Genomic DNA, 23,588 nt, shown 5'->3' on the forward strand with positions numbered 1-23,588 from the left:
CAGATCACTGGCCGGTCATGTTGCTGAACAGGCTGGTCAGGACCACAAGCCCAACAATCCAGCCAATAACCGCTGGCCAGAAGCTTTTCATGGATTCCCGCTCGGCAGCACTTACCGGGTCCAGCTGTTCAGGCTCGTTAACCTCAGGATCGCCCGGCACCCTCGACTCCTGCCCCTCACTGGCGGATTCAAGCTCGGCCCAGCCAAACCAGTGGCCGAGAAAATAACCAACGTCGGTGGGCAGAACACCATTGACTGCCATTGGTCTGAGTTGCCCCTCGATGTGATTGGAAATTTCCTGGCGCAACGCCTCCCGGTCTGCAGGAGGTTCTGTCAGCACGGCCTTCCATACAGCGACATCCCCCGTTCTTGCCGGATCGTTCAATAGCGCTTTTACCTGAAGGATCACCTCCCGCACAACCTGATGATCTGCTGCGGACAAGTCAGTGGCCGGCTGAACGGCCGCAGACGGGACGGCGGCGTCACTGGCTTCAAACGGGATGTCAGACTCCAGGCCAGCTTCGGCAAATGCCTCAGACAACGCCCTTTTGAGCATTCCCGCCTCTTCCGCGTTGGCAAATTTGGCCTGCTGATCATAGGCCTCACGTATTGCGGTGGCATCGCGGGTCGGTTTGATCCCGAGAACTTCCCAACAACCCATTCCATTCACTCCCGGCAATTGAACTCAATATTCTTCCTGATCACGGCAGACAAGCCATGGCCTGGTGACTTATTATCAAGAAAAGATTATACGGCCCGACCACCTCGGGCCGGCAACACGCAATAATGCCAACACCGCGCGCTGTATACAAAGATTGCCCTATGCCTGTGTCCCGAAGCCATACCATCAAGCTCCATTCTCTGCTGGTCATCGGCTGCTTTTCGTTGTCACCGGTGAGTGCCAGTGATAACAGCAGTGAAGATGGACTGAACCTTTCCGATGCCTTTGAAGCGGATTACAGCTTCCTCCTTGAAGAGCCGGTGCCAGAGGTTCTCAGCACCACCAAACTGCGTCAGCCAAAGTCGCGCGTCCCCGGCACGACCACCGTCATTCGTGGCAGTCTCATCAGGGATCTCGGCATTCTCAATCTGGAAGAGGTGTTTCGCCTGGTCCCCGGCATGACGGTTGGCTACATTGGCAGCAACAGCCCGGTCACCAGTTACCACGGCACTGTGGCCTACGAACAGCGGCGCCTGCAGATTCAGATCGATGGCCGTACGGCTTACCAGCCAAGCCTGTCCGATGTGGACTGGAACAGCATGCCGGTCGCCATTGAAAACATTGAACGTATCGAGATCAGCCGAGGGCCCAATGCCGCGGCTTATGGCATCAACGCGTTTCTGGGTACGATCAACATCATCACCAAATCTCCGGCAGACACTGAGGGGGGCGAATTCCATGCTGCCTACGGGAGTCGTGGCTATAAACGCCTTTTTGGTTCAACGGGCAATACCAGCGATAACTACGATTGGCGCCTGTCCTACCAACGCAGAGGCTCGGACGGTTTCGACTTTCAGTACGATGATGATAGAAACGAGCTGCCGTTCAATGACGGCTATGCGCTGAACTTCTTTTCCTACGATTCGGTCGCGGCAATCAACGCCCATAACGCGCTCGATTTTCGTGCCGGCGTGACCGATGGCGTGGACAAGGACGACCGGCGGCGTATAGGTGAGGCGTTTGGTGCCCAGAACGATCCAGATGTTGACGTCCGGGATTATTACCTTCAGGCCACCTGGCGCTATACCCCTTCGGAAAGCCACTTCCTTCACCTGATGTCGAGTTACCAAAGCTATGGTCGTACTCAGGAGTGGCGGACCTGCCCTACCGGGTTTCCGATCGAGTTTTGCGCGGACGTAGACCAGAACCGTGATGAGTCCCGCCTCGAGTTTGAACTACAAGATACCCTGATCATTAACCCTGACCTCAGAATCGTTTCCGGCCTTGGGTATCGGGAAGACAATTTCGAATCCGACACGTTCTTTAACGGCAAGGGGGCCAACTATCAGTCCCGGGTATTTGGGAACGTGGAATATACCCCCGTCAACTGGGTGACTTTCAATGCCGGAGCCAACTGGGAAACCACGACCACGATAGACGACTCGTTTCTTTCCCCACGGGTGGCCGCGAACTTTCAGCTGACCGATCACCAGACCCTCCGATTCGTCTACTCCGAGGCGGTTCGGACTCCGGATGCGTTCGAGCAGAACGCCGATTGGGGCTACCGCGCGACGAATATTTCACCGGAAGATTTCGCCTTTCTGAATGGACAGCGACTGGGCCCTACCGTTCAGGGGTCCGGAGACCTGACCGAGGAACAGATTGTTTCACGGGAGATCAGCTATTTTGCCCAGTTCCGTATGGGTAGTGGCTTGCTCACTACCGAAGTGAAGTACTTTAACGATGAACTGCGAGATGTCATCGCCGGCGTTCTCAATGTCGATGAATGGACGATCGGAAACAATGTCGCTCTGGATCAGCAGGGCGTGGAACTGGAAGCGTCCCTTGAGTATCCGGACACTCAACTTCGACTCACCTATGCCTATCTGGACCAGGATGGCCGCTACACCGGACCACCCACCGACCAGGAAACAGACCTTTTCCTGCGCCTGGAGAGTCGCCTCAGCGCCAAACACTCCGGTAGTATCGCCTGGATCCAGCAATACGCATGGGACCTGTCCTCGGCGACGGCGTTTTACTACGTTGATGAATTCGCCCGGGGTCCCTTCAAGCGGGCCGATCTGAGGCTGGCAAAAAGCGTATATAGCCCTAGACTTAACTACAACGTTGCGCTCATTTTCCAACACTACTTTCACGATACACCGCCAGTTAGCGATGACAATAACATCAGGGACCCTAATCAAGTCTTTATCGAAGCCGGCCTGAAATTCTGACGTCCTCACGCGGCTTCAAGCAAAAGGGTAAACGCCGTGCCCCCGATCAGGGTGCGGCATGCAGACTTGAAAATTGCCAAGGCAGGTAATGATCAGTACAGCAGCGATACCTAAACACACAAACAGAAAACACGGGCAGGCACTGCACGCACTGCTGTTTTTTGTTCTAAGTTTGCTGACAAGCATCACTGTAGCAAACGAGGCGACTGACACAACGTCATCCCCTTTTCGCTATCCGGTACTCGTGGCCGGCTCCGATAACACCGCGTTCAATTTAAGATTCATTGATCTTCTCAAGCAGGAACTGGGTGATGGCATCCAGATCATGGCGTTTTCTCCGGAGGCCGTCGAAGCATACCCGGAAGCGCCGGTTGTCAGCCTTGGGAACTCAGCCCTTGCCCGAGTCCAGCAATTGCCTCCCCGCCCACCGACCCTGGCGCTGATGGTCACTGAAGACCAGTTTTCACGTTACCGGGACAGAGGGCGCGATAGAGTTTCTGCCGTATATTACGACGCGCCCCTGATTCGTCAGGCACTGCTGGGAAAGCTGATTCTTCCCCAGGCCAGCCGTGTCGCCCTGCTCGCCCAACCTGGCTATGAACCGCAATACGATGGCCTGATTCAGGCCCTGGCCAACTACGACCTCAAGGCAAGAGTGTTCACGGTGAGGGATGCAGAAAGCCTCATCGGCACCCTGTCCCGCGCCCTCAGTTACGGCGATTTTCTGCTTGCGGTACCGGATCCGGTCATATTCAACCCTCAAACCGTCAAACACATACTGCTGACCGCCTATCGCAGAAACCGGGTGGTCATCGGTCCGGGCCGCGCCTTCGTCAGGGCCGGCGTCCTGGCCTCCACCTTTCCTCCACTTGAGGCTATCGCCAACGCCGCTGCGCAACAAATCATGAACTACCAGCAAAGCGGCGAATTTCTTCCCGCTTTCTACCCAAGCGGCTTCGGAGTTGAGATAAATCACCAGGTGGCCAGCTCGCTCAACGTACCGGTACCGGATGAAGAAACACTGAAGGAGGAGCTTCAGCGACTCCTCCAGGCAGCCGACCAGGGAGGAAGTCCATGAAACCCCGCACTCGCCCCCTGAAGCGCAGATTGCTGGGCCTGGCTGTGTTACCGGCACTGATCATGTTTCTGGTGCTGCTGTTCTTCTTTACGTCGGCGAGAATTGCTGATGCCAGAAACGAACTGTTCAGCAACAGCCAATTGCTTGCTGACAATCTGGCACCTGCCCTGGAGTACGCCGTTGTTTCGGGCAACAGCCAGATGCTCAATCAGATTATCGGCCGAGCGTTCGACGGCAGTCGTGCCGACTGGATAAGGGTCACTGATATTGGTGGCAGAGTCATGGGCTCCATCAGCGATGAGACAATCCCTGAGCGCTCCGCCGTCGATGTCTTTGAGGCCGATATCCTGCAGCAACCGCTGGAGATGAACGCCGACCGGGCCGGAGGCTGGTTTGAGCCAACTTTCGGCTTCACCGGGAGCACCATTCGACTGGGTACCGTGGAGGTTGGTGTTTCCCCCGACGTACTTTCTGACAGGCAAAGCGACATTCTTTGGTCATCTGCCATTGTCGGGCTCGCGCTGTTGTTATTTACCCTGCTGATTTCCAGACGCAGCCTCGACGAACTTGTGGAGCCCATGCAGTTGCTCTCACAACGGATTGAAGCAATGACAAAGGGGGATTACCGGCAACCCGCCTCCTTCTCGGGTACCCAGTCCCTTGAAGTGGCAAAACTCGAAAGCCAGCTAAATACACTCGCTAAACACCTGGAATCACTCAAGTCATCCAGGGAGCAGATACTTTTATCGACCGAAATCGCCCGCGAAAAGGCAGAAGCAGCCAACCGCGCAAAATCCGAATTTCTGGCGGTGATGAGTCACGAGCTGAGAACTCCCATCAACGGGGTCCTTGGCATGCTTGAGCTCATTGGTGAGGAACCATTGACCTCGGAACAGGAGGATTATCTGAAGACCGCGAGGCGTTCTTCCGAGGATCTGCTGACCATTATCAACGATATACTCGATATTTCCCGCATGGATCGCGGAAAGCTTGCACTCGACACGACCAGCTTTGATGCCAATCAACTGATCCAGAACTGTGTCGCCAGCTATCGCCACCTGGCTGAGCAGCAAGGTCTGGAGCTGAACCTGCGCTTCATGGGAAGCTGGCCGGAGAATACTCTGGTTAAAGGGGACCCGGTGCGTTTTCGGAAGATATTGGTAGGCTTGCTGGACAACGCCATAAAATTTACCGATCAGGGTAGTATTCAGGTACAGGCGGAGTGGCAGTATCTAGAAGATAATTGCGCGGTTCTCCGTTACACCGTCCAGGACTCCGGCAGCGGCATTCCCTCTAACCGATTGTCTGAAATTTTCAAAACATTCGAGCAGCTGGATTCCAGTCACAGCCGACAACATGGCGGTACCGGAATCGGCCTGGCTCTGGTGCAAAAGCTTGTCGAGCTTATGGGGGGACACGTCAATCTTGATTCCGACCTGGGCATTGGTTCGTCCTTCAGCGTAGAGATTCCCTTTGAACTGGAAGAGAACCCCAATGAGGACCACCACACCGCAACGAGCCCGATACTTGCCCAGACTCGCAACCCCGGTGCGTCCCGAGCGCTGGTGGTAGAAGATAACCCCGTCAACCAACGGGTTGCCAGCGCACTGATGAGTCGCCTTGGGTTTGAGACTGACGCGGTGAGTAACGGCAGGGATGCCCTGGATCGCTTTTGTTCAGGCCAGTTCAACTACCAGGTGGTGCTGATGGACTGCCAGATGCCAGTCATGGACGGCTATGAAGCAACACGGGGTATGCGGGAATGGGAAAGCCAGAACGGTCATTCCCGGGTGCCAATCATTGCGCTGACCGCAGATGTCTTGCCCGGCACCAAAACAGCCTGCCACAGCGCCGGGATGGACGACTATCTTCCCAAGCCGGTCCGTAAAGATCAGCTCAGAGTAATCCTGAGCCGCTGGCTGGATATCTGAAGCGTCCCGTGAACCGGTCAGCGGACCGGTTCACGCATGGTGACGAACTCTTCTGCCGACGTCGGGTGGATACCAATCGTACTGTCAAACTGCGCCTTGGTCGCGCCGCTCTTGATGGCGACGGCCAGGCCCTGAGTGATTTCCCCGGCATCCGGCCCCACCATGTGCGCACCGAGCACCCGATCACTCTCACTATCCACCACCAGTTTCATCAGGCAGCGTTCATCACGGCCGGTCAGCACATACTTCATCGGCTTGAATTCTGAACGGTAGATGGTGACCTCGTACCCCTTGTCTCTGGCTTCGGCCTCGGTAAGCCCGACAGTGCCGATATTGGGCTGACAGAACACCGCCGTCGGGATGTTGTTGTAGTCCATCTCCCCTTCGCCATCGCCAAACAGGCGGCGGCTGAGAACCATAGCCTGAGCAAGAGCAACCGGAGTCAACTGGGGGGTGCCAATAACGTCACCCAGTGCGCTGATACTGGGAACCGCAGTTCTGAAATGCTCATCGACCCTGATGTGTCCGGAGGGTTCAAGTTCGACCCCCAACGCCTCAAGTCCGAGGCCATCGGTCAATGCCCGACGGCCGGTGGCCGCCATAACCAGCCCAGTCGTCAAGGTACTGCCGTCCGAGAGGTGCACGAGATAATGCCCACCTTCCGATTCAACCGACTCGATGGTTGATCCGAATTTCAGGCGCACCCCCTTCTTTTTCATCTCGTCCACCATAAAGTGACGAACATCGTGGTCAAAACCACGGAGGAACAGGTCGCCCCGGTAGATCAGGGTTGTATCCACCCCAAGACCGGCCAGGATACCGGCAAATTCCACAGCAATGTAGCCACCACCCCAGACGACCGCGTGTCGTGGTAACTGTGGCAGGTAAAACATTTCGTTAGAGGTCAGAATAAACTCCGCACCGGGTAAGTCAGGCACCACTGGCCAGCTTCCCGTTGCCACAGTGATCTGCGCGGCCTCATAACGCTGGCCCGCCACTTCGACCGTATTGGCATCCACCAGAGCAGCACTGCCTTCGATAATGGTGACTCCGGAGTTGATCAACAAACGTTGATAGACACCATTAAGGCGCTCAATTTCAGCGTTCTTGTTAGCCACGAGTGTGGGCCACTCAAATCGGATCTGGTCTTTCGGAACCTGCCAACCGTAACCCGACGCATCGTCCAGCTCTTCACTGACGTGGGCTCCATAGACAAACAGCTTTTTCGGAACGCAGCCGACGTTGACGCAGGTACCACCGAGGTAACGAGACTCCACAACCGCAACCTTTGCCCCCTTTTGGGCAGACATGCGGGCCAGGCGGACTCCACCGGAACCTGCGCCAATGACAATCAGGTCATACTGCGTGCTATCGGACACAAAAACTCCTTTAAAATACTATTTATATTCTTATGGTTAGGCGCTGTTTTTAATCTTATCTCGAGATTCGGCAGCACGAAAAAGAACATAGTCCTCAAAGCTGCCCAACTGCAGCTTACCCAGGCTGTGAAAGCCTTCGGATTCGTAGAACTGCAGATAGCGGCTGTTGCCGGTATCCAGCACCAGCCCACTCCCGCGCGGGTTGTCCGCACATAAACGAATCACCGTTTCAAGCAGCAGCCGGCCGTAGCCGCGATTCTGATATTTTGGATGAACGCCCATCAAGGGAAGCTGATGGGCTTGGGGCTGGGGTAACAAGGAACGGATTTGTTCGTGGTATTCAAGGTAACGGCGGGTACAGGCAAAACCTGCCGTCAATATCATCCGAATACGCCAACTGAGCTGATTTGCCAGGTTGAGGCGAAGTTCCGGCTCACCAATGAAAGCAACGGCAACCAGGGTTTCGTCAACCATGATCCCTACCGCTTCCTGGTTCAACTCAAAGTACAGGTTGATCAGTTCACGGATCGTTGCCCTGACTCGCTGCTCATACCCCGGTCGGCGATGATCAAACAGGTGCTGGAACGTGGGCTCGTGCCGATAGGACTGAAACAGGACCGACTTGGCCTCATTGGCAGCAGATTCATCGAGTCGCACTACCACAGCTTCTGGAGCATGGTTACTATCCTGCGTACCGGTTGCCATTACTGAACTCCCCTCACGAATTATGGGATTCCCGCCCACTCGGGTTGATCCGTCAGATCGACAATGTGAGTCTTACGGACACGATGCCAGGGTTGTCCTGTCGATCGAACGACGCCTGATCAACGACAATACCGAACTCCTCATCCAACCGTTCAATCCACGCAGCGATACTCTGGAACGGCACGTTTTCCAGCCAAACCCGAATCGCTTTTTCGCCACTTGGCTCAAACCGGTTCAACGACAGCCCTGACTCACCGGCACTTCTGGTTACCGTTGACATCAATGCCCGGCCATCGCTGATCTGACTGGAGGTTGTTCTCTGGTTGCCGGATTGTGCCAACGACTGGATCGCCGGCCGGTTCGCTGACATCCAGTCCAGCAGCGCTTCGGCATTTTCCCGTGACGATTCGGCTCGTTCATGAAATCCCGCGGCCGGCCGCCAGATTCCAAAATAGAGGACGGCAAGCACAATTGCGACCACCAGAACGGCCAGCGCCTGCTGATCCCTTTTCGGGAGATGATCGTATTGGGCAATGAGCTTTCCTACTGCGGGATGCTCTTTCAATTTAGCGAACATGGTCTCAACCTCCGGAAATCGTCAGACGGCCGCGAGCACCGCTGGCTTCGTTGACGACCGAGCCGATATCAGCATCCAGCCCGCGTTGCACCAGAGCATTTCTGAGTGCGCTTAATTTGTTAAAGCTGTCCGCCCTGAGGTCCACAATGAGCTCTCCCCGGGACTGACTGTAATTCAATGACGTAAAAGACACCGCTTCCTTGCCCGGCAAGGCATCAAACTGCTGGCCGGTCTGCTTGATCAAGGACAGGAAGTCGGCGATTCCACCGTCGCTCCCTGCCTGTCTCAGCTGACCTTCGACCACTCTGCGGACATTGCCAGCGTTGGTACGGCGGTCCTGGGGGAAATACTGGGCATAGATGGACATCGCCTGTTGCTGGATCTGTTCAGCCTTGTGCTGTTGATAGAACCCAAGACCGATTTCAAGTCCGACCTGGAGCACAAACCAGGTACAGGCAACGGCGATCAGTGGGCGCCATGGACGCAGAGCGCTGGTATTGCTGCTACCAATGGCAAACTCGCCTTCGCAGAGGTTGATCGGCTCACACAGGTGGCGGTAGTGAGCGTGGGCAAAGAGCTCAACGGTGGATACCTCAAGCACTTCCCGCTTAAGCGCTATAGCACTGTTTGAGGAAAATACAGCCTCCAGGTTGAGGTGGCTATCCTGTGCGCCCTGATCGCCATAGAGGGTAATCCGGACGTCGGAGACAACCTCATCTTCAGGAGGAACGGTCAAGGTGCCGGCGAACATCGACAAGTTGTCAGCGTTCATTCGTAACCATTCACCGCGCTTGCTGGCCAGCAGCGCGGTATCGCCAGACAGGCAGATTGCCCAGTCATCATCACCCACAGGCAGCATAGCGGCATCAGAATAGATGGCCGTCAGGCGGGTATTTGCCCACTGCCCGAACAGTTCGGACCAGTGCGCCATGGCATTCCGGTCAATGGCCGCAACACGATACCCATCCTCGGCGTTCGCTCCCAGTGCAAGGTGCATGGTCTCTACATCCTGGGCCAACTGCTCCTCAATGGCGAACGGCAGCGCCTGACGAATAAACCGGGCTTGCTTCGCGGGGATATCGGCCACACAGAACAGAACTTCATCGCCGGGAATGAGCCCGATCATGTTGACGTTATCGAGGGCATTCTGGACCAGGACCTGCTCGATCGAGTCCCGGCGATCACCACTACCCCGGGCCTGAACATCGCCTCCCGCGTCCAGAAGGACCCAGTCGAAAACGACGTCACCGGCGGAAGCCATTTCCTCAGTGATCATTGTGTCGCAGTGGACGTAGAGCCGGTAACTCATAAGGTTAGGCGTCCTTGTTATTGATCTTCAGAAACCGTAAACGGTTTTTTGGTAATTCGGTTTTTCTGTCCGGAATCGCGGGCGACAACGTCCAACGCACCATCTGGCCCCCGATACAGCAGGCTCACCAGGTTGACCTGTCGGTTATCCACGGTTACCCGCGAAGCCACCTCGAAAAAATAGCTCCGAACACCGAGCCCGGTGGCTTTCAGCCCCAGACCCGCGAACTGTGAAAGCGCAAGAAAATCCTGCACGTTTTCAAAGCGTTCTTCTTCGATTCCTTCAAGAATAGCGCCTGCATCAGCCTGCGTCAGCTTCTCGTGCAACGCCTGAATAACCGGTGCCGGCGCCATGTTAACATTGATCCCGAGCCCCGACACCGGCAGTGCCGCCACATAAGGGCTCAGCTTCCAGTAATCGTCCCCGGTCATGCCATCTATCAGTCGCAGTTCCGAGACACTGGTGAAGTATTGGTTTGCCGCCCGGTAGGATGGATCCTGAAGGAGATAGACCCCATCTTCAGCCCCTCTGGCACTGATCGCTTCGTCATTGCTGTCAATCCAGTCAATCAGTGCGTCTACAGAGATTGAACTGACCTCCACAATCTGGAGCAGGCGCTCAACCCGCCCCCGGGTCACCTCATCGACACTGCCATCCGCTGCAACCAGATCATTGAGATTGATCCGTCCACTCAGGTCGTCAACCTGCACCTCGATGACACCGTTGTCGTCCAGCGGCAGGATGGCCGCATACTGGGACCATTCTTCATCGGGACTGTCGGCCAGTGCATCTCCGTCCTTATCGTCTTCATAGTCGCGAAACAGGATCTGCTTGGCGAACTCCTCTGCGCCCAGCGCCACGCTGTAACCTTGCTGTTGCGCCAGCAGATGACTCGCCCGGAATACCCGCAGACTCTGCTCCCGGGTCATGCCGGAACTCAACAACACCACCAGGGCCATGGCGAGTAACACCATGATCAGGGCGATACCATTCTGGCGGCGAATGGAGACAGACCGGATCATTGAATCACCCCATCCTGCCCCGACGGTGCGGCCTGCTCACCCGGCTGCGCCTGCTCATTCTGGGTCTCATCCTCAACTTCGCTGTCAGCCTGGCTCTGGGCATGCTCCACCATGACCCGCTGTACAGTGGCACGATCAAACGGAGGCAGAACGTAAAGCCGTTCCAGTACCCCGAACTGATCATGCTCCAGGGTAACCCTGACCGCCAGCGGCAGGGGTATATTGCCCCCACCGCTTTCTACGGACGCATTCATGGCCTCCTGGGTCGGCCAGTTGCTGCCCCACTTAAGGTCCTGATCAAAGAACTCAACATCAAACGTCTTGATACCGTCCACCAGAAACTGGTCCCGGCCGCTGTCGTCATATCCCTGATCAATAACCGGCCAGTAACGGCGATGAAGTTCATCACCGGTATACTCGTACGCCACCCGTTGCAGGTTGGATCGTTTCAGTCCGACAGGGTTTCGCCAACCCTGACGAGTCAGCATCAAGTCAAATTCATCACTGCGACTGGTGAGAGCAGGCTCAGTATCACCATAGAGATTGCGGACAGGACGATAGACAGACTGGGTAATGTCCCGTTCAAGCAGCAGAAAGCTGCGCTGGAGCTGATCAAACCGGGTCGCAACCTGATCCACCCGGTCACGGGCAAGGATGATACCGGACACCACCTGCCAGATCCCAAGGCCAATCACCGCAGTAATGGTGACAGCGATCAGAACTTCCATCAGGGTAAAACCGGCCTGAGAGGCGTTACCGGCTGCCCGCTGCATTGAGGAAGGCATTAATCGCCTCCCCGGGGTTCACCGACAAAGCCGGTCAGAGTGTAAATGGACAGGGGCTCAGGGCGCTGCTCGAGATATCTTGACACCGTTACCTCGACACGCCGAATGGTGGGATCCTGAGTACCCTGCACATCCGTCAGAACACGCCACCGATAGGGCCCATAATCCAGATCATCGTTATTCTGACTAATCCCCGGAAAGGTAGCGGCCAAACGAAGCTCGTTCATCCGGTTATCCGCGATCCAGGTCGCCATGGTTTTATCGCGGATACGTTCATAGCTGGCAATGTACTGGCTGCCGACCTGAGTCGCAGCGGTGGCCACGAGCGCGAATACCAGCAGTGCAACCAACACTTCGATCAGGGTAAAGCCGGTTTCAGTACTGCGGGGGGAAACTTGGCTGAAAAAGGCGTGAGGAGAACGGTTCAAGATTCATCCTCGTCACCAGGGGCCTGCCAGTCGATCCCGTTAATTCCATCGGACCATAGCCGGTGCTTGCGTTCGCTTCCGGAACCGATCGTGAACTCCAGCTCAAACGGTGTTACCTCGCCACTGGAAAAAAACACCAGATCCGGTTCCAACTGATCTTCCTCACCAGCCAGGGTCGGCAAACCATCCTCGATCAGCGGCGTCAATTCCAGCCACTCCGGCAAGGACCTCGGCCGGAACATGCGCTGCCCCTGCTCGACCCACTCCCGGTTATTTTCATCGAAAACGACAAACTGATATCCGTCCTCAAGCAATCTCAGGCCAATTTCCTGGTTGTTGAGCGTCGCCTGCTCTGATGCCGTTTGCATGAGCAAGTAGATCTCACGGACCTCGTTTTCCATTTCCCGAGCCTGCCCGCTGCCCCCCATATTCACCACCGCGAGGGCGGCCAGCAGGCCGACAACAATAATGACGACCAGAATTTCTATGAGGGTAAATCCCCGGGCTAACGGCCTTGGCATAGTCGGCAAATTTACTGCTTGATGTTCCAGAAGCTGATATCAGCGTTGTCACCGTCGCCACCCTGCTGGCCATCAGCGCCCAGGGAAATCAGGTCATAGTCGCCATCAACACCTGGGCTGATGTACTCGAACGGGTTGCCCCAGGGATCTTCCGGGACACTTTTCATGTAGCCGTCCGGGTTCCAGTTTTTGGGCTCAGGGCTGCCGGCAGGCTCTGTCACCAGTGCCTCAAGCCCCTGTTGGGTGGACGGGTAGTGACTGTTGTCCAGCCGGTAAAGATCCAGCGCATTGGAAATGTTGTTCATCTGGGTTTCAGCGATGGTGATTTTAGCCTGATCGCCTCGCCCCATGATGTTTGGTGCCACAATGGCGACCAGCAGGCCGAGGATGACCATGACCACCATGATTTCAATCAGGGTGAAGCCGCGCTGTGCAGGTCCTTTTGTTTGCATCATCTTCGTCATTTTCATTTCTCTTTTCCACTTGAGTCCGTAATGGATGAAAGCCGTCTTGGTGAGCCTGTTATTGTTTTTAAAGACTCGGCTGGCCGGACTATCCGACCAGGTTACTCATATTCAGAATCGGAAGCATAATCGCCAATACGATAATCAGTACCACGCCCCCCATCACCAGCAACATCATCGGCTCAAACAGGCCAACGATCGCCGCAATCTTTGCCTGCAGGGTGTTCTCCTGCATTCGAGCCGTACGTTCGAGCATGCTGTCCAGTTCACCACTCGCCTCGCCGCTCGCAATCATATGCAGCATCATCGGCGGGAAATAGCCTGTCTGATCGAGAGAGCGATGCAGGGAGCCGCCCTCGCTTACTTTCTGGGCTGCGCCTCGAAGTTCCTGGCGCAGGTAGTCATTGGACAGTACTTCCCCGGCAATCCGCATCGCCTCCACCAGCGGCACCCCACTGGTCGTGAGGATGCTCAGGGTGCTGGCGTATTGGGCGGTATTGACCCCACGCACCATCCCCGAAAACAACGGCATATTCAACAGAGACCGGTGGAAGCGCAATCGGTTCGCCGGCTTGCGTAACGCCACCCGAAAGGCAACAACGGCCAGTGCGATGGCGATCGCCACGAACAGGCCGTAGCTCGACAGGAAGTCCGAAATAGCGAGCATCGCCCGGGTCAGTGCAGGCAGTTCCTGCCCCTGCTTGAGGAACACTTCGATAATGTCCGGCACGACATAAGTCAGCAAAAAGATAACGATGGCAACAGCGACCACACTGAGAATGATCGGGTAAATGGCGGCCAGCTGAATTTTCTGGCGGGCTTCCTGGCGGTTTTCGGTGTGATCAGCAAGCCGGTTCAGCACCAGGTCCAGGTGCCCGGCGTGTTCCCCGGCCGCCACAGTAGATCGATAAAGGCGGGGGAATGCCCGTGGGAACTCTCCCAGACTCTCCGCCAGCGAATAGCCTTCCATAACCTTGGCTCTAATCGCGATCATCATGCTCTTCAGGCGGGGCTTCTGGGACTGCTGGGCAGCGGCCGACAAGGCCTGCTCAATAGGGATGCCCGACTGAATCAACGTGGCCAGTTGACGGGTAACCAGGGCCAGATCAGCGGCACTGAGTCCGCCGCGACTGCTCAGCGGATTGCTGCGGGATGGTTTTTCAACCGCAGGATTCACTTCCAGCGGCGAAAGCCCCTTTTCCCGCAGCTGTTGCCGGACAGCCCGTGCGCTATCGGCTTCCAGCACACCCTGTTTTTGCTTACCCCGGGCATCCAGTGCTTTGTAATCAAAGGCGGGCATAGGTTATCAGCTCCGGTGGGTCACGCGCAGGACTTCTTCCACCGAGGTAATGCCTCGCAGAATCTTGTCGACACCATCAGCATGAATGCTCGGGCTGCGCTTGCGGGTCTCGTGCTCCAGTTCCAGTTCGCCAGCCCGTTTGTGGATCAGCGCGCGGACGTCATCAGTGACTTCAATCAGCTCATAGATACCAATCCGGCCCCGGTAGCCCAGCTGGTTGCACTTCTCACAGCCGGTCGGTCGGTAAATGGTCGGCGGGTTGGCCGGGTCCTGCTGCATGAATTCGCAGTGTTCCTCGGACGCCACCGTGGCTTCCTTACAGTCCTCACACAACACCCGCACCAGGCGCTGTGCAATCACCCCCACCAGACTGGATGAGATCAGAAAGGGCTCAATCCCCATGTCCATCAGACGGGTAATCGCGCCAACGGCGGTATTGGTGTGCAGTGTGGACAGCACCATATGACCGGTCAAACTGGCCTGCACGGCAATTTCAGCGGTTTCAAGGTCACGGATCTCACCGATCATAACCACATCTGGATCCTGACGCAGGATCGCCCGTAAACCACGGGCAAAGGTCATGTCGACCTTGGTGTTTACCTGAGTCTGGCCAATGCCGGGCAGGTTGTATTCGATCGGATCCTCGACCGTAAGGATGTTGCGGCTGCGATCGTTGATTTCGAGCAACGACGCATAAAGCGTGGTGGACTTACCGGAACCGGTAGGACCGGTCACGAGTAAAATGCCGTAGGGTTGGTAAATCAGCTTACGCAGCACCTTCAGATCTGCCTCGGACATGCCAAGGGATTCAAGGCGTATATTGCCGGCCTGCTTGTCCAGAAGACGCAGAACCACCCTCTCCCCGTTTGCCGACGGCATGGTGGATACCCGCAGGTCCACTTCACGGCCAGCAACCCTGAGGGCAATCCGGCCATCCTGAGGCACCCGCTTCTCGGCAATGTCCAGCTTGGCCATAACCTTGATCCGGGACACCAGCAGCGGCGCAAGCGCGCGTTTGGGCTGAACCACCTCCCGTAAGACACCGTCCACCCGGAAACGGACGACCAGACGCTTCTCATAGGTCTCGATATGAACGTCAGAGGCACCACTCTTGACCGCCTCGGTCAGAATCGCGTTGATCAGGCGGATAATCGGTGCATCGTCTTCCTGCTCCAGCAGGTCTTCAGTTTCCGGTACCGAATCGGCAAGGGAGGCCAGATCCATATCATCGCCGATACCTTCAACCATCTGCATCGCTTCGGCGGAATCGTTCTGGTAGGCCTGATTAAGCGCAGCATCGAACTGGTCGGGCTCTATGGGCGTGAACCGGGCTCTGCCACCACTGACCCGGTTGGCTTCAGCCAGAGCAGAATGGGGCGCACCTGGGCGTACCAGAATAACGGCCTCACCGTTTTCATCACGGGTCAGGATAACGCCATTACGCTTGGCAAAAGTAAATGGCAAACGCCCCAATGTCTGTTCCTGCGGCGGAATTGCGGTGTCAGTGTTCAAGCTCATCCCCGTCGTGTTACGAAACAAGGTTTTCCTTGTCATTCAAATAATTCTGAAAGGCTACCATAGGATATGGAACCGCTGAACAACTCTATACACTATACTGCGATTTTGGGCGGCCCCGGGATCCTTGACGGCGTCTTTTCATGAATAACCGTTAACATGCAGAACTCTCTGTGTTCAGGCTCAATACATTCACTTATAGCCGATCAGAATCACAGTCGGATGAATTCGGCGCTACAGACGCCCGTTAAAGTCGCTGTAAACCGAGCCGGCTATCGTCGAAAAAGGCTATGATAATGTGGAGTACCGTTCGATGAGCGGGTCCCAGGCTCGAACCAACCAAGACCGTTACAGACAGATAAGGAAATAGATGGCTGCTATTAATGCCCGGCTTCCCCTGCTACTCGCGGCCCTGCTTACCGTTGTGATGCTCGCGACTCTGGGCTGGCAGGGATACTCGCAGTGGCAAAACGATACCAGTGCCCCCGGTGACCAGCTTGCCCTGACAGACACTGCGACGTCAGCACAGCCCCGGCCCGAACAACAGATCAAGGCGTCGGATGTTGCGCTGTTCGGTATTGCCAGCATCGACGCTACCAATGAGCCACTGGATACCGAAAACCTGCCAGAGACCAATCTGCGCCTGGTACTGCGTGGCGTTCTTGCAGCGGATGGTGAGTTTCCGGGCAGCGCTTTGATTGAGGATGCCCGCGCCATCACCGATGTTTATCTGGTGGGAGATGAATTGCCCGGGAATGCGGTATTGCGATCAGTTCATGCCAATCGCGTCATTATTAATCGCTCTGGCAAGTTCGAAAACCTCTACTTTCCGGAGTTAACCGAAAGTGAAGGCATGGAGTTCGCAGCCAATGACCAGGAAGAACCCGTGGACCCCGAGCCAGTGGCTGAGCAACAAACTGCGATACCACAGCTCACGACGCCCGAGGCATCGGAGCAACGCCGCGAAGAGATTCGTCAGAGACTTGAAGAACTTAGAGAGCGTCTGAGAAGTAACAGCAACTGAGGCCACACCATGGATCCGGGGATAAGGCACTTTGCCAGACGTTTTGCCCTGCTCCCAGCATTTTTCCTGGTGACGGCTGTGGTCGCCTTCGAAGTCAGCGACCGCGTTCTCAACTACGTACAGCAGGAGTTTGGTAACGAGGCCCGGGCCCGGCTCGAAAACTGGCAGAACCTGCAGACCCTGGCTGCCAACGCGCCAACCGAGCGCCAGCTGTTTCTGGTGAACTCGTTTTTCAATCGCGTCAATTTCGTGAATGACATCAAGCACTGGGGCCAGGAAGACTACTGGGCGACCCCGGTCGAAATGCTTGCTACCAACGGCGCCGATTGCGAAGACTTTTCCATTGCCAAGTACCTCACACTGAAGTCCCTCGGCATCCCTGATGCCCAGCTGCGCATCACCTACGTCAAGGCGCTGGAACTGAACCAGGCACACATGGTGCTGGCGTGGTACCCCACCCCGGATGCGGACCCCCTGATCCTCGACAACCTGATCAGCGAAATCAGACCCGCCTCGGAGCGAACGGATCTGGAGCCTGTTTACAGTTTCAATGGTGACGGTCTGTGGCTCAACCGCATCGGCGCCAGCAATGAGCGCATCGGCGACCCCGGGCGGCTCAGCCGGTGGCAGGATCTTAACCGGCGCCTGGTTGAATCGATGCAATAAGCCTGGGTTTATCCCTCTCCAAACAGACACGCCCCCAACCCGGAACTCCGATTGACCTGCCTCGCCAGTGCCACATCAAATACCCCCTGATCCGGTAACAGGAGGCTGAACCAGAATTTCGCCCGGGTGATCCCGGTGTAGACCAGCTCCCGGGTCAGCACCGGACTGATTCGGTCCGGAAGCACCAGACATGCGTGATCAAATTCCGAACCCTGGGATTTGTGGACCGTCATCGCATACACCGTTTCGATCTGCTGCAACCGGCTTGGCAACACCCAGCGGATATCACCGGCGCCATCACCAGACGGAAAAGCCACGCGCAACACCAAATGCTCAGGATCCACCGATTCCTGGCCGTTTTCCCACTGCCGGGCGGGGATCATCAATGCGATACCAATATCGCCATTCATCAGCCCCAGACCATAGTCATTGCGAGTGACCAGCACTGGCCGTCCGGGGTACCAGCCGTCGGTCACCGAGATCAACCCCATGGCCTTGAGGCGGGCGGCGATCTGCTTATTGAGCCCCTCTACACCGTATCGGCCTTTTCGCAGCGCAGCCAGCACCTGGAAACGCCCAAAAGCCTCAAGCACCGATGCTGCCCATTGGTCCCAGACTTCAATCCCTGCAAGACGATCCGGACGGCTGGACTTCATGGTTTCGAGGTAATGCCGGTACCCTGCAGGAGGATCAATCGCGCCGCCGCGATCCTGGCGCCCTTCGCCGCCGTTCAGGAAGCTCTCCCGGCCCCCCTCCACACAATGTCTCGCCATAACCTCATCTGCGCTGGCCGCAGGAACCGGAATCCTGGCAAGATCGGCGTAACCGGCACTAAACAGCTGGCGGGCCTGTTCGCCACTCCGCCCACCTTCACAGCCCTGATTAACCGCAGCAGCGAGTTGACCAATGCCGCTATGTTCGTCGAAACGATAGCTTCGGCGTAACAGGGTAATGGCCTGGTCCAGCGGCTTCCCCTGTTCATCAAGCAGTACGCGGGGAACGGGGTAGCCCGTCACTTCACCCAGCCAGGCGCCCGTCGACGGCCAGTAATGGCCCGTAGCCGCACGCTGACACAGCTCACCCAGTACCGCACCGGCATCAACCGAAGCCAGTTGATCCTTATCGCCCAGAAGTATCAAACGGGCATCGTCTGGCAGCGCTTCCAGTACCCGGGCCATCATTTCAAGATCCACCATTGATGCTTCGTCAATCACCAGCACGTCTGCCATCAGCGGATTGAGGCGATCGTGACGGAAGCGACGGGATCCGGGAATGGCTCCCAACAAACGGTGCAGGGTTGTCACCTCAGTGGGTATCGCCGCCCTTAACAACTCAGGCTCTGGCAATCCGCCAAGATCGAGACCTTTGACGGCACCTGCGATGGATTCATTGAGTCGGGCAGCGGCCTTACCAGTAGGGGCTGCGAGCTGAATCCGCAACACCCGCGGCTCATCGGCTGAGGTCATCGCGCCATGTTGCAATGCCGCCAGTAGTTTCACCACCGTGGTGGTTTTTCCGGTGCCGGGTCCTCCGGTGATTACGCTGAATCCTTGACGGGCAGCGTTGGCGCAGGCCACTTTCTGCCAGTCCACGTCCTCCTGGTGGCCAGGAAACAAAACCGTCAGCGCACTGATCAGTGCCGCCTCAGAACCTTGAGAAGGCGTCGGGTATTCTAGCCCGGGCACCGAGCCGAGTCGGGCCTGCAAACGCTGAAAGACCGTCTGTTCATAACGCCAGAACCGGCGCAGATACACTCTTGAGCCTGCCCTGACCAAGGGGCTGCGCCCGTCATATCCCAATCCCGGCTGCGCCACTAACAACGGGTGGCCCAAGGCCTCCTGCCAATGTTCAGGAGTGACCTGAGCGAGCACATCGGACGGCAATTCACAGCGGTCCGGAACGCTTTCGTCTTCGGGGGGGAGCGACAGTGCGTCGTTAAAGCCTTCCTTCGCCATCAATTCAAGATCCAGGCATACGTGCCCTCGCCCCAACTGGTGAGATGTCAGCGCCACCAGCAACAACAGCAGCGGGCTGGGTGGTTGTCCCGCCGCGTCCGCCTCAGTGTCAAGAAAACGGGCCATGGCGCTATCAAGTGCGCGCAGCCATCCGAGGTCTACCCACTGGTCCAGCAGCGCAAGAAGGCGTTCACGGCTATCCAGACTCGTGCCAACGTCGGCCGTACTGGCCCCGGCGGCGGGCTGAAACTGGCTCATAGCAGTGCCTCCTGAGTCATCACCCCATCCTGACCGGACTTGCCGGTACGGAACAACTGATCCAGAGCGTCAATCAATGAACGGTCTGGACGTTCACAATACACGCCCCGGCTTTCGGCCTTGTTGCCACGCAGAAACAGGTAGACAGCACCTCCGACGTGGCGGTCGTAATCGTAGTCCGGAAGACGCGTTCTGAGGAGGCGATGGAGCGCCAGCAGGTAGAGTGCAAACTGCAAGTCATAGCGCTTTTCTGCAACAACGCCCGCCATAGCCATGTCGCTGTAGTCCTCATCGCCGGGCCCGAGGTAGTTGGACTTGTAATCCGCCACGTAATAACGGCCTTCATGCTCAAACACGAGGTCGATAAAGCCTTTCAACATACCCCTTAGCATCATGTCGTCCGCTGCGGGACGCTCCGGAATCTGCTCCCGGTTCCAGTGGGTCATGGTGTGCTGGCGAACCAGCCGATCCAGTTCGCCGGTACTGACGCCCTGGCTGGATATCCAGAACTCCATCTCTGGCACTGCCTGATCCAGCATCGCGAGGCTGACCTCAGAAGCTGAACCATCAGGCTGTGAAGGCAATGACAGGCGAGTCTGAAGGAAATCAACCAGCCAGTGATCCAGAGGCCCGGTCCAGGCGTCCCATCCCCGTAACCGGCTGCGGCTTTCGATGAGTTCACGACGCGCCGGGCCGTTTTCGCAGGCGCGCTGAAATCCCTCCTCGGCCGCCCACTCCAGCAGGCTATGCAGGAACGTGCCCGGCCCAGCCCCTCGATAAAAACCGTGGATCTGAACCGAGTCTGGCGCGGGTTTCTGCACTACAGGGGGTGCGGCAGCCCTGGTTGCCGGTTCGGCTTCTTCCCGGATCCGCTCCGCACCGGCCGTTTCAGACTCAGCCGGGACCTCTGGGATGACGTCATCCGTGGCTGCAACCCGATAGCGGATCGCCGAGTAACTGGCGATCCACCAGCTGTCCCAACCAGGGGCCGTCCGTTCCCGAGCGTTTCCCAGTTCGGCGGCCCTGGGTGGCTGGTAGATCGCCTCGGTCGGTGCTGGCAACGGCTGCACAAGGATATCCCTACAGCCTTCCGCCATTCGTCTTAGGCCAGCGCTGATCGGCTCCTCTGACTTCTGTGCAACCAGGTAACTCAGCGCACTGCGGGCCTCTTCACCCTTGAGTGCCGGCGCCCCCACCCAGGTGCCGTGACGGGCGCGGGTCAACGCCACGTACAGTTTGCGGATATCCTCGCCAAGCCGCTCCTGATCAACCCGCGTCAGAACATCGTCCCGGGCCTCAAAGGCCAGTTGTTGATCGCCCTCGTCGTCGTGCCAGATCAGAGGCAGGCGTTTACCCGTCGCAGGCCGGCAATTGGTGGCAAAGGGCAGGAAGACCAGCGGGTATTCCAGCCCCTTGGATTTATGCACCGTAATCACCTGAACCAGTTCCGCATCGCTTTCCAGCCGAACCTGCATCGCATCGGAGCGATGGCTGGTTGCTGCGACCATCTCGCTGAACCGGCGAATCAGTGACTGCTCGCCATCCACTTGCTGGCTTTCCTGCTGCAACAGCTCGGCAAGATGAAGAACGTCGGTCAGCGCGCGCTCGCCCTCAGGCTGGGAAAGCAACCGGGCCGGAACATCGAAGTGGTTGAGCACGCACCGAACCATAGCCAGCACGCCTTGCTGGCGCCAGACCTGTCGGAACCCACGAAAATGCTCAAGGGTTGTCTCCCAGGCCAGTTCGTTGTTCCTAAGCTGATCAAGAGTGGCCCAGTCTACGGCCAGTGTGGTTGTCGCCAGCGCTGCCCGAACCAGATTGTCCCGCTCGGGTTCGGCACAGGCTTCCAGCCAGTAGATCAGATCCCGGGCCTCCGTAGTGTCGAGGACAGAGCGGCGATCTGACAGGTAGACACTTTTGACCCCACGGTTGGCCAGCGCTTGTCGCACCAGTGCCGCCTCGGTGCCGTTGTTGACCAGCACCGCAAGATCCGAAGCGTTCAGGGGTTGCCAGCTCCCCGTCTCATCCGCAAATCCTGCCTGGCCGTTCTGGCCAAGGTTCAGGAGGCGAACAATCTCCGACGCACAGGTCTCGGCAACATTCGTCATGACATCGGACTTCCTGTCTTCCGAATCCTGCGCCCAGAACGTCAGCGCGGGTGCTAACTGCCCTTCTATCCGCAGGCTCTCCTGGCGTCCCTGGGCCCCGACGGCGTGGAACGGCACCGGGTTGTCGTCGCCCTGCCCGAACAGGAAAGCCCCCTTGATCGCTTGCTGCTCGCCATGCCCAAACAGGTGATTGGTGGCCTCGACCATTGCGGTGGCCGAGCGAAAGTTCTTCGGCAGGGTCACCTGACGGTCAGCGGTATCCTTACGGGCTTTCAGGTAGGTATAGATATCCGCACCACGGAAGCCATAGATTGCCTGTTTGGGGTCGCCGATCATCAGCAACCCCGACTCCGGGCGGTTCTCGCTCGCGTGGTAGATCGAATCAAAGATCCGGTACTGGACCGGGTCTGTGTCCTGGAACTCGTCGATCATCACCAGCGGAAATTGCTGGCGGATGGCATTGGACAGCCGTGGCCCACTGGCACCGGCCAGGGCCTGGTCCATCCGCTCGAGCAGATCATCGAACCCCATCTCGGCCCGTCGCTGTTTTTCACGCTCCAGCCGGTCAGCAACCCAGTGACAGGCATGGAAGAGCATTGCCTGGACTGGCAGCGGCTCACGACAGACCGAACGCAAGGCCACGACGCTCTCAATCAGCGGGTGGTCCACCGGAGGCGTTCCTTTCTTCCAGGCCTGACCAATACCGTCCGGACTGAGCCGGTCCCAGGCAGCCGGGGTCAGAGCTGGCGCCGCCAGGTCCTGCCCCCCGGCCCATTGCTTGAGGGACTCAAGCCAGCCAGCGACATTCTTCAGTCTCAGGGAGTTACCATTAAAATCCTTACGTCCGGACGCCTCCGTCAGTACCGCAAGAAAATCCTCGGCATCCGCCGCTATTGTCGTCCGCACATGCGCAAACGTCGAACGCAGCTCTTCGACACGAGCCCCCAGCAGACTGGCTGGGGTGCCTGACGGTTCCGGCAATTGACGTTCAAGGGGCAGAAGGTCGCTCAGCGATGTTCTGAGCGCCTGTGGCGATGCAAACTGGTCAAGCCAGAGATTGGCGATCCCTTCATCCATCGGGACCACAAAGCTGCGCCAGTAATCCTTGATCACTTGCAGTAGCAGTTCGCCATGATCGGTCTCAAGGGTCTGATTGAACAAGCCGCCGCTATCAAATGCGTGCTCGTTAAGCATCCGGTTGCACCAGCCATGGATCGTATGCACCGATGCCTCATCCATCGACTCCGCCGCCAATTGCAGCAATCGAGCTCGTGCCGGCCAGCTGTCTGAGTCCGGGTAGTCGTTCCGAAGGGCCTGCAATGGCCCCTCACCATGGGCTCCGGAGCCCTGCTCAGAGGCTGGTTGCCGGAATACCTCGGCAGCCTCTGCCAGCCGCTTGCGGATACGGTCTCGAAGCTCCTTGGTGGCCGCCTCGGTGAAGGTCACCACCAAAATATCCCGGGGGGTCAACGGACGGCCACATTCAGGGGTCTGGCCGTGGCCGAGAATCGCACGTACGTAGAGCATGGCGATGGTGAACGTTTTACCGGTTCCGGCGCTGGCTTCAATGAGCTGACTTCCCCGTAGCGGCAGGGTCAGCGGGTTCAGCACCTGCGGAGCCCTCGGGTCACCCAGCCGCGTGGTTTCGGTCTGAATCTGGTCACTCAT

Annotated in this window: 19 protein-coding genes; 5 read left to right on the forward strand and 14 right to left on the reverse strand. The window is 57.4% G+C overall.

The features are described 5' to 3' along the window. Nucleotides 1–4: 4 nt before the first annotated feature. Nucleotides 5–661, reverse strand: coding sequence for a hypothetical protein (locus tag BLV11_RS14170; RefSeq protein WP_091815835.1), 657 nt, complete (start codon nt 659–661; stop codon nt 5–7). Nucleotides 662–822: 161 nt separating this feature from the next. On the opposite strand from BLV11_RS14170, the gene BLV11_RS14175 reads away from it, so the two are divergent. The 3 genes from BLV11_RS14175 to BLV11_RS14185 all read left to right on the forward strand — a co-directional run bounded on the left by BLV11_RS14175 (nt 823) and on the right by BLV11_RS14185 (nt 5,904). After that, nucleotides 823–2,895 (forward strand): TonB-dependent receptor plug domain-containing protein, encoded by a 2,073-nt coding sequence (locus BLV11_RS14175; protein ID WP_091815839.1) that lies wholly within the window; start codon nt 823–825, stop codon nt 2,893–2,895. Nucleotides 2,896–3,139: 244 nt separating this feature from the next. Further along, entirely contained in the window at nt 3,140–3,973 is an 834-nt protein-coding gene (locus BLV11_RS14180; protein ID WP_091815842.1) for a type 1 periplasmic-binding domain-containing protein, read from the forward strand. Beyond that, nucleotides 3,970–5,904 (forward strand): ATP-binding protein, encoded by a 1,935-nt coding sequence (locus BLV11_RS14185; RefSeq protein WP_091815845.1) that lies wholly within the window; start codon nt 3,970–3,972, stop codon nt 5,902–5,904. Before BLV11_RS14180 ends, BLV11_RS14185 begins: the two co-directional genes overlap by 4 nt. A gap of 17 nt (nt 5,905–5,921) precedes the next feature. On the opposite strand, the gene gorA is transcribed toward BLV11_RS14185, so the two are convergent. The 11 genes from gorA to gspE all read right to left on the reverse strand — a co-directional run bounded on the left by gorA (nt 5,922) and on the right by gspE (nt 15,912). Further along, on the reverse strand, nt 5,922–7,283 hold the full coding sequence (gene gorA / locus BLV11_RS14190) for a glutathione-disulfide reductase (RefSeq protein ID WP_091815848.1): 1,362 nt from the start codon (nt 7,281–7,283) through the stop codon (nt 5,922–5,924). Nucleotides 7,284–7,319: 36 nt separating this feature from the next. Next, nucleotides 7,320–7,988: a GNAT family N-acetyltransferase gene (locus BLV11_RS14195; RefSeq protein ID WP_091815852.1), complete on the reverse strand. Its 669-nt coding sequence runs from the start codon at nt 7,986–7,988 to the stop codon at nt 7,320–7,322. 52 nt (nt 7,989–8,040) lie between these two features. Next, nucleotides 8,041–8,565 carry a type II secretion system protein GspM gene (gspM, locus tag BLV11_RS14200; RefSeq protein ID WP_091815855.1) on the reverse strand — a complete coding sequence of 175 codons (525 nt, stop codon included), beginning with the start codon at nt 8,563–8,565 and terminating at the stop codon, nt 8,041–8,043. A gap of 4 nt (nt 8,566–8,569) precedes the next feature. Continuing rightward, on the reverse strand, nt 8,570–9,874 hold the full coding sequence (gene gspL, locus BLV11_RS14205; RefSeq protein WP_091815859.1) for a type II secretion system protein GspL: 1,305 nt from the start codon (nt 9,872–9,874) through the stop codon (nt 8,570–8,572). A gap of 17 nt (nt 9,875–9,891) precedes the next feature. After that, nucleotides 9,892–10,896, reverse strand: a complete 1,005-nt coding sequence (gene gspK / locus BLV11_RS14210) for a type II secretion system minor pseudopilin GspK (protein ID WP_175528359.1) — start codon at nt 10,894–10,896, stop codon at nt 9,892–9,894. After that, nucleotides 10,893–11,681, reverse strand: coding sequence for a type II secretion system minor pseudopilin GspJ (gene gspJ, locus BLV11_RS14215; protein ID WP_245726041.1), 789 nt, complete (start codon nt 11,679–11,681; stop codon nt 10,893–10,895). Before gspJ ends, gspK begins: the two co-directional genes overlap by 4 nt. Further along, on the reverse strand, nt 11,681–12,109 hold the full coding sequence (gene gspI / locus BLV11_RS14220; RefSeq protein ID WP_091815862.1) for a type II secretion system minor pseudopilin GspI: 429 nt from the start codon (nt 12,107–12,109) through the stop codon (nt 11,681–11,683). The genes gspJ and gspI overlap by 1 nt, the downstream gene beginning before the upstream one ends. Continuing rightward, entirely contained in the window at nt 12,106–12,630 is a 525-nt protein-coding gene (gene gspH, locus BLV11_RS14225) for a type II secretion system minor pseudopilin GspH (RefSeq protein WP_091815866.1), read from the reverse strand. The genes gspI and gspH overlap by 4 nt, the downstream gene beginning before the upstream one ends. A gap of 11 nt (nt 12,631–12,641) precedes the next feature. Beyond that, a complete protein-coding gene (gene gspG, locus BLV11_RS14230) occupies nt 12,642–13,094 on the reverse strand; it encodes a type II secretion system major pseudopilin GspG (RefSeq protein WP_091816348.1) in 453 nt (150 codons plus the stop codon). Between the two features lie 88 nt (nt 13,095–13,182). Beyond that, nucleotides 13,183–14,394, reverse strand: coding sequence for a type II secretion system inner membrane protein GspF (gspF, locus tag BLV11_RS14235; RefSeq protein WP_091815869.1), 1,212 nt, complete (start codon nt 14,392–14,394; stop codon nt 13,183–13,185). Nucleotides 14,395–14,400: 6 nt separating this feature from the next. After that, a complete protein-coding gene (gene gspE / locus BLV11_RS14240) occupies nt 14,401–15,912 on the reverse strand; it encodes a type II secretion system ATPase GspE (RefSeq protein ID WP_175528361.1) in 1,512 nt (503 codons plus the stop codon). A 367-nt stretch (nt 15,913–16,279) separates the two neighbouring features. Between gspE and BLV11_RS14245 the strand changes: the two genes are divergently transcribed. Both BLV11_RS14245 and BLV11_RS14250 read left to right on the forward strand, forming a co-directional pair. Next, nucleotides 16,280–16,933: a type II secretion system protein N gene (locus BLV11_RS14245; RefSeq protein WP_091815872.1), complete on the forward strand. Its 654-nt coding sequence runs from the start codon at nt 16,280–16,282 to the stop codon at nt 16,931–16,933. Between the two features lie 9 nt (nt 16,934–16,942). Further along, nucleotides 16,943–17,599 carry a transglutaminase-like cysteine peptidase gene (locus tag BLV11_RS14250; protein ID WP_091815874.1) on the forward strand — a complete coding sequence of 219 codons (657 nt, stop codon included), beginning with the start codon at nt 16,943–16,945 and terminating at the stop codon, nt 17,597–17,599. An 8-nt stretch (nt 17,600–17,607) separates the two neighbouring features. Here BLV11_RS14250 and recD read toward each other — a convergent pair whose 3' ends face one another. Together recD and recB are read right to left on the reverse strand one after the other, a co-directional pair. Further along, nucleotides 17,608–19,812: an exodeoxyribonuclease V subunit alpha gene (gene recD, locus BLV11_RS14255; RefSeq protein ID WP_091815877.1), complete on the reverse strand. Its 2,205-nt coding sequence runs from the start codon at nt 19,810–19,812 to the stop codon at nt 17,608–17,610. Continuing rightward, entirely contained in the window at nt 19,809–23,588 is a 3,780-nt protein-coding gene (recB, locus tag BLV11_RS14260) for an exodeoxyribonuclease V subunit beta (protein WP_091815881.1), read from the reverse strand. Before recB ends, recD begins: the two co-directional genes overlap by 4 nt.

The organism is Marinobacter mobilis (genome assembly GCF_900106945.1).
In the GTDB taxonomy this organism is placed as follows: Bacteria; Pseudomonadota; Gammaproteobacteria; order Pseudomonadales; family Oleiphilaceae; genus Marinobacter; species Marinobacter mobilis.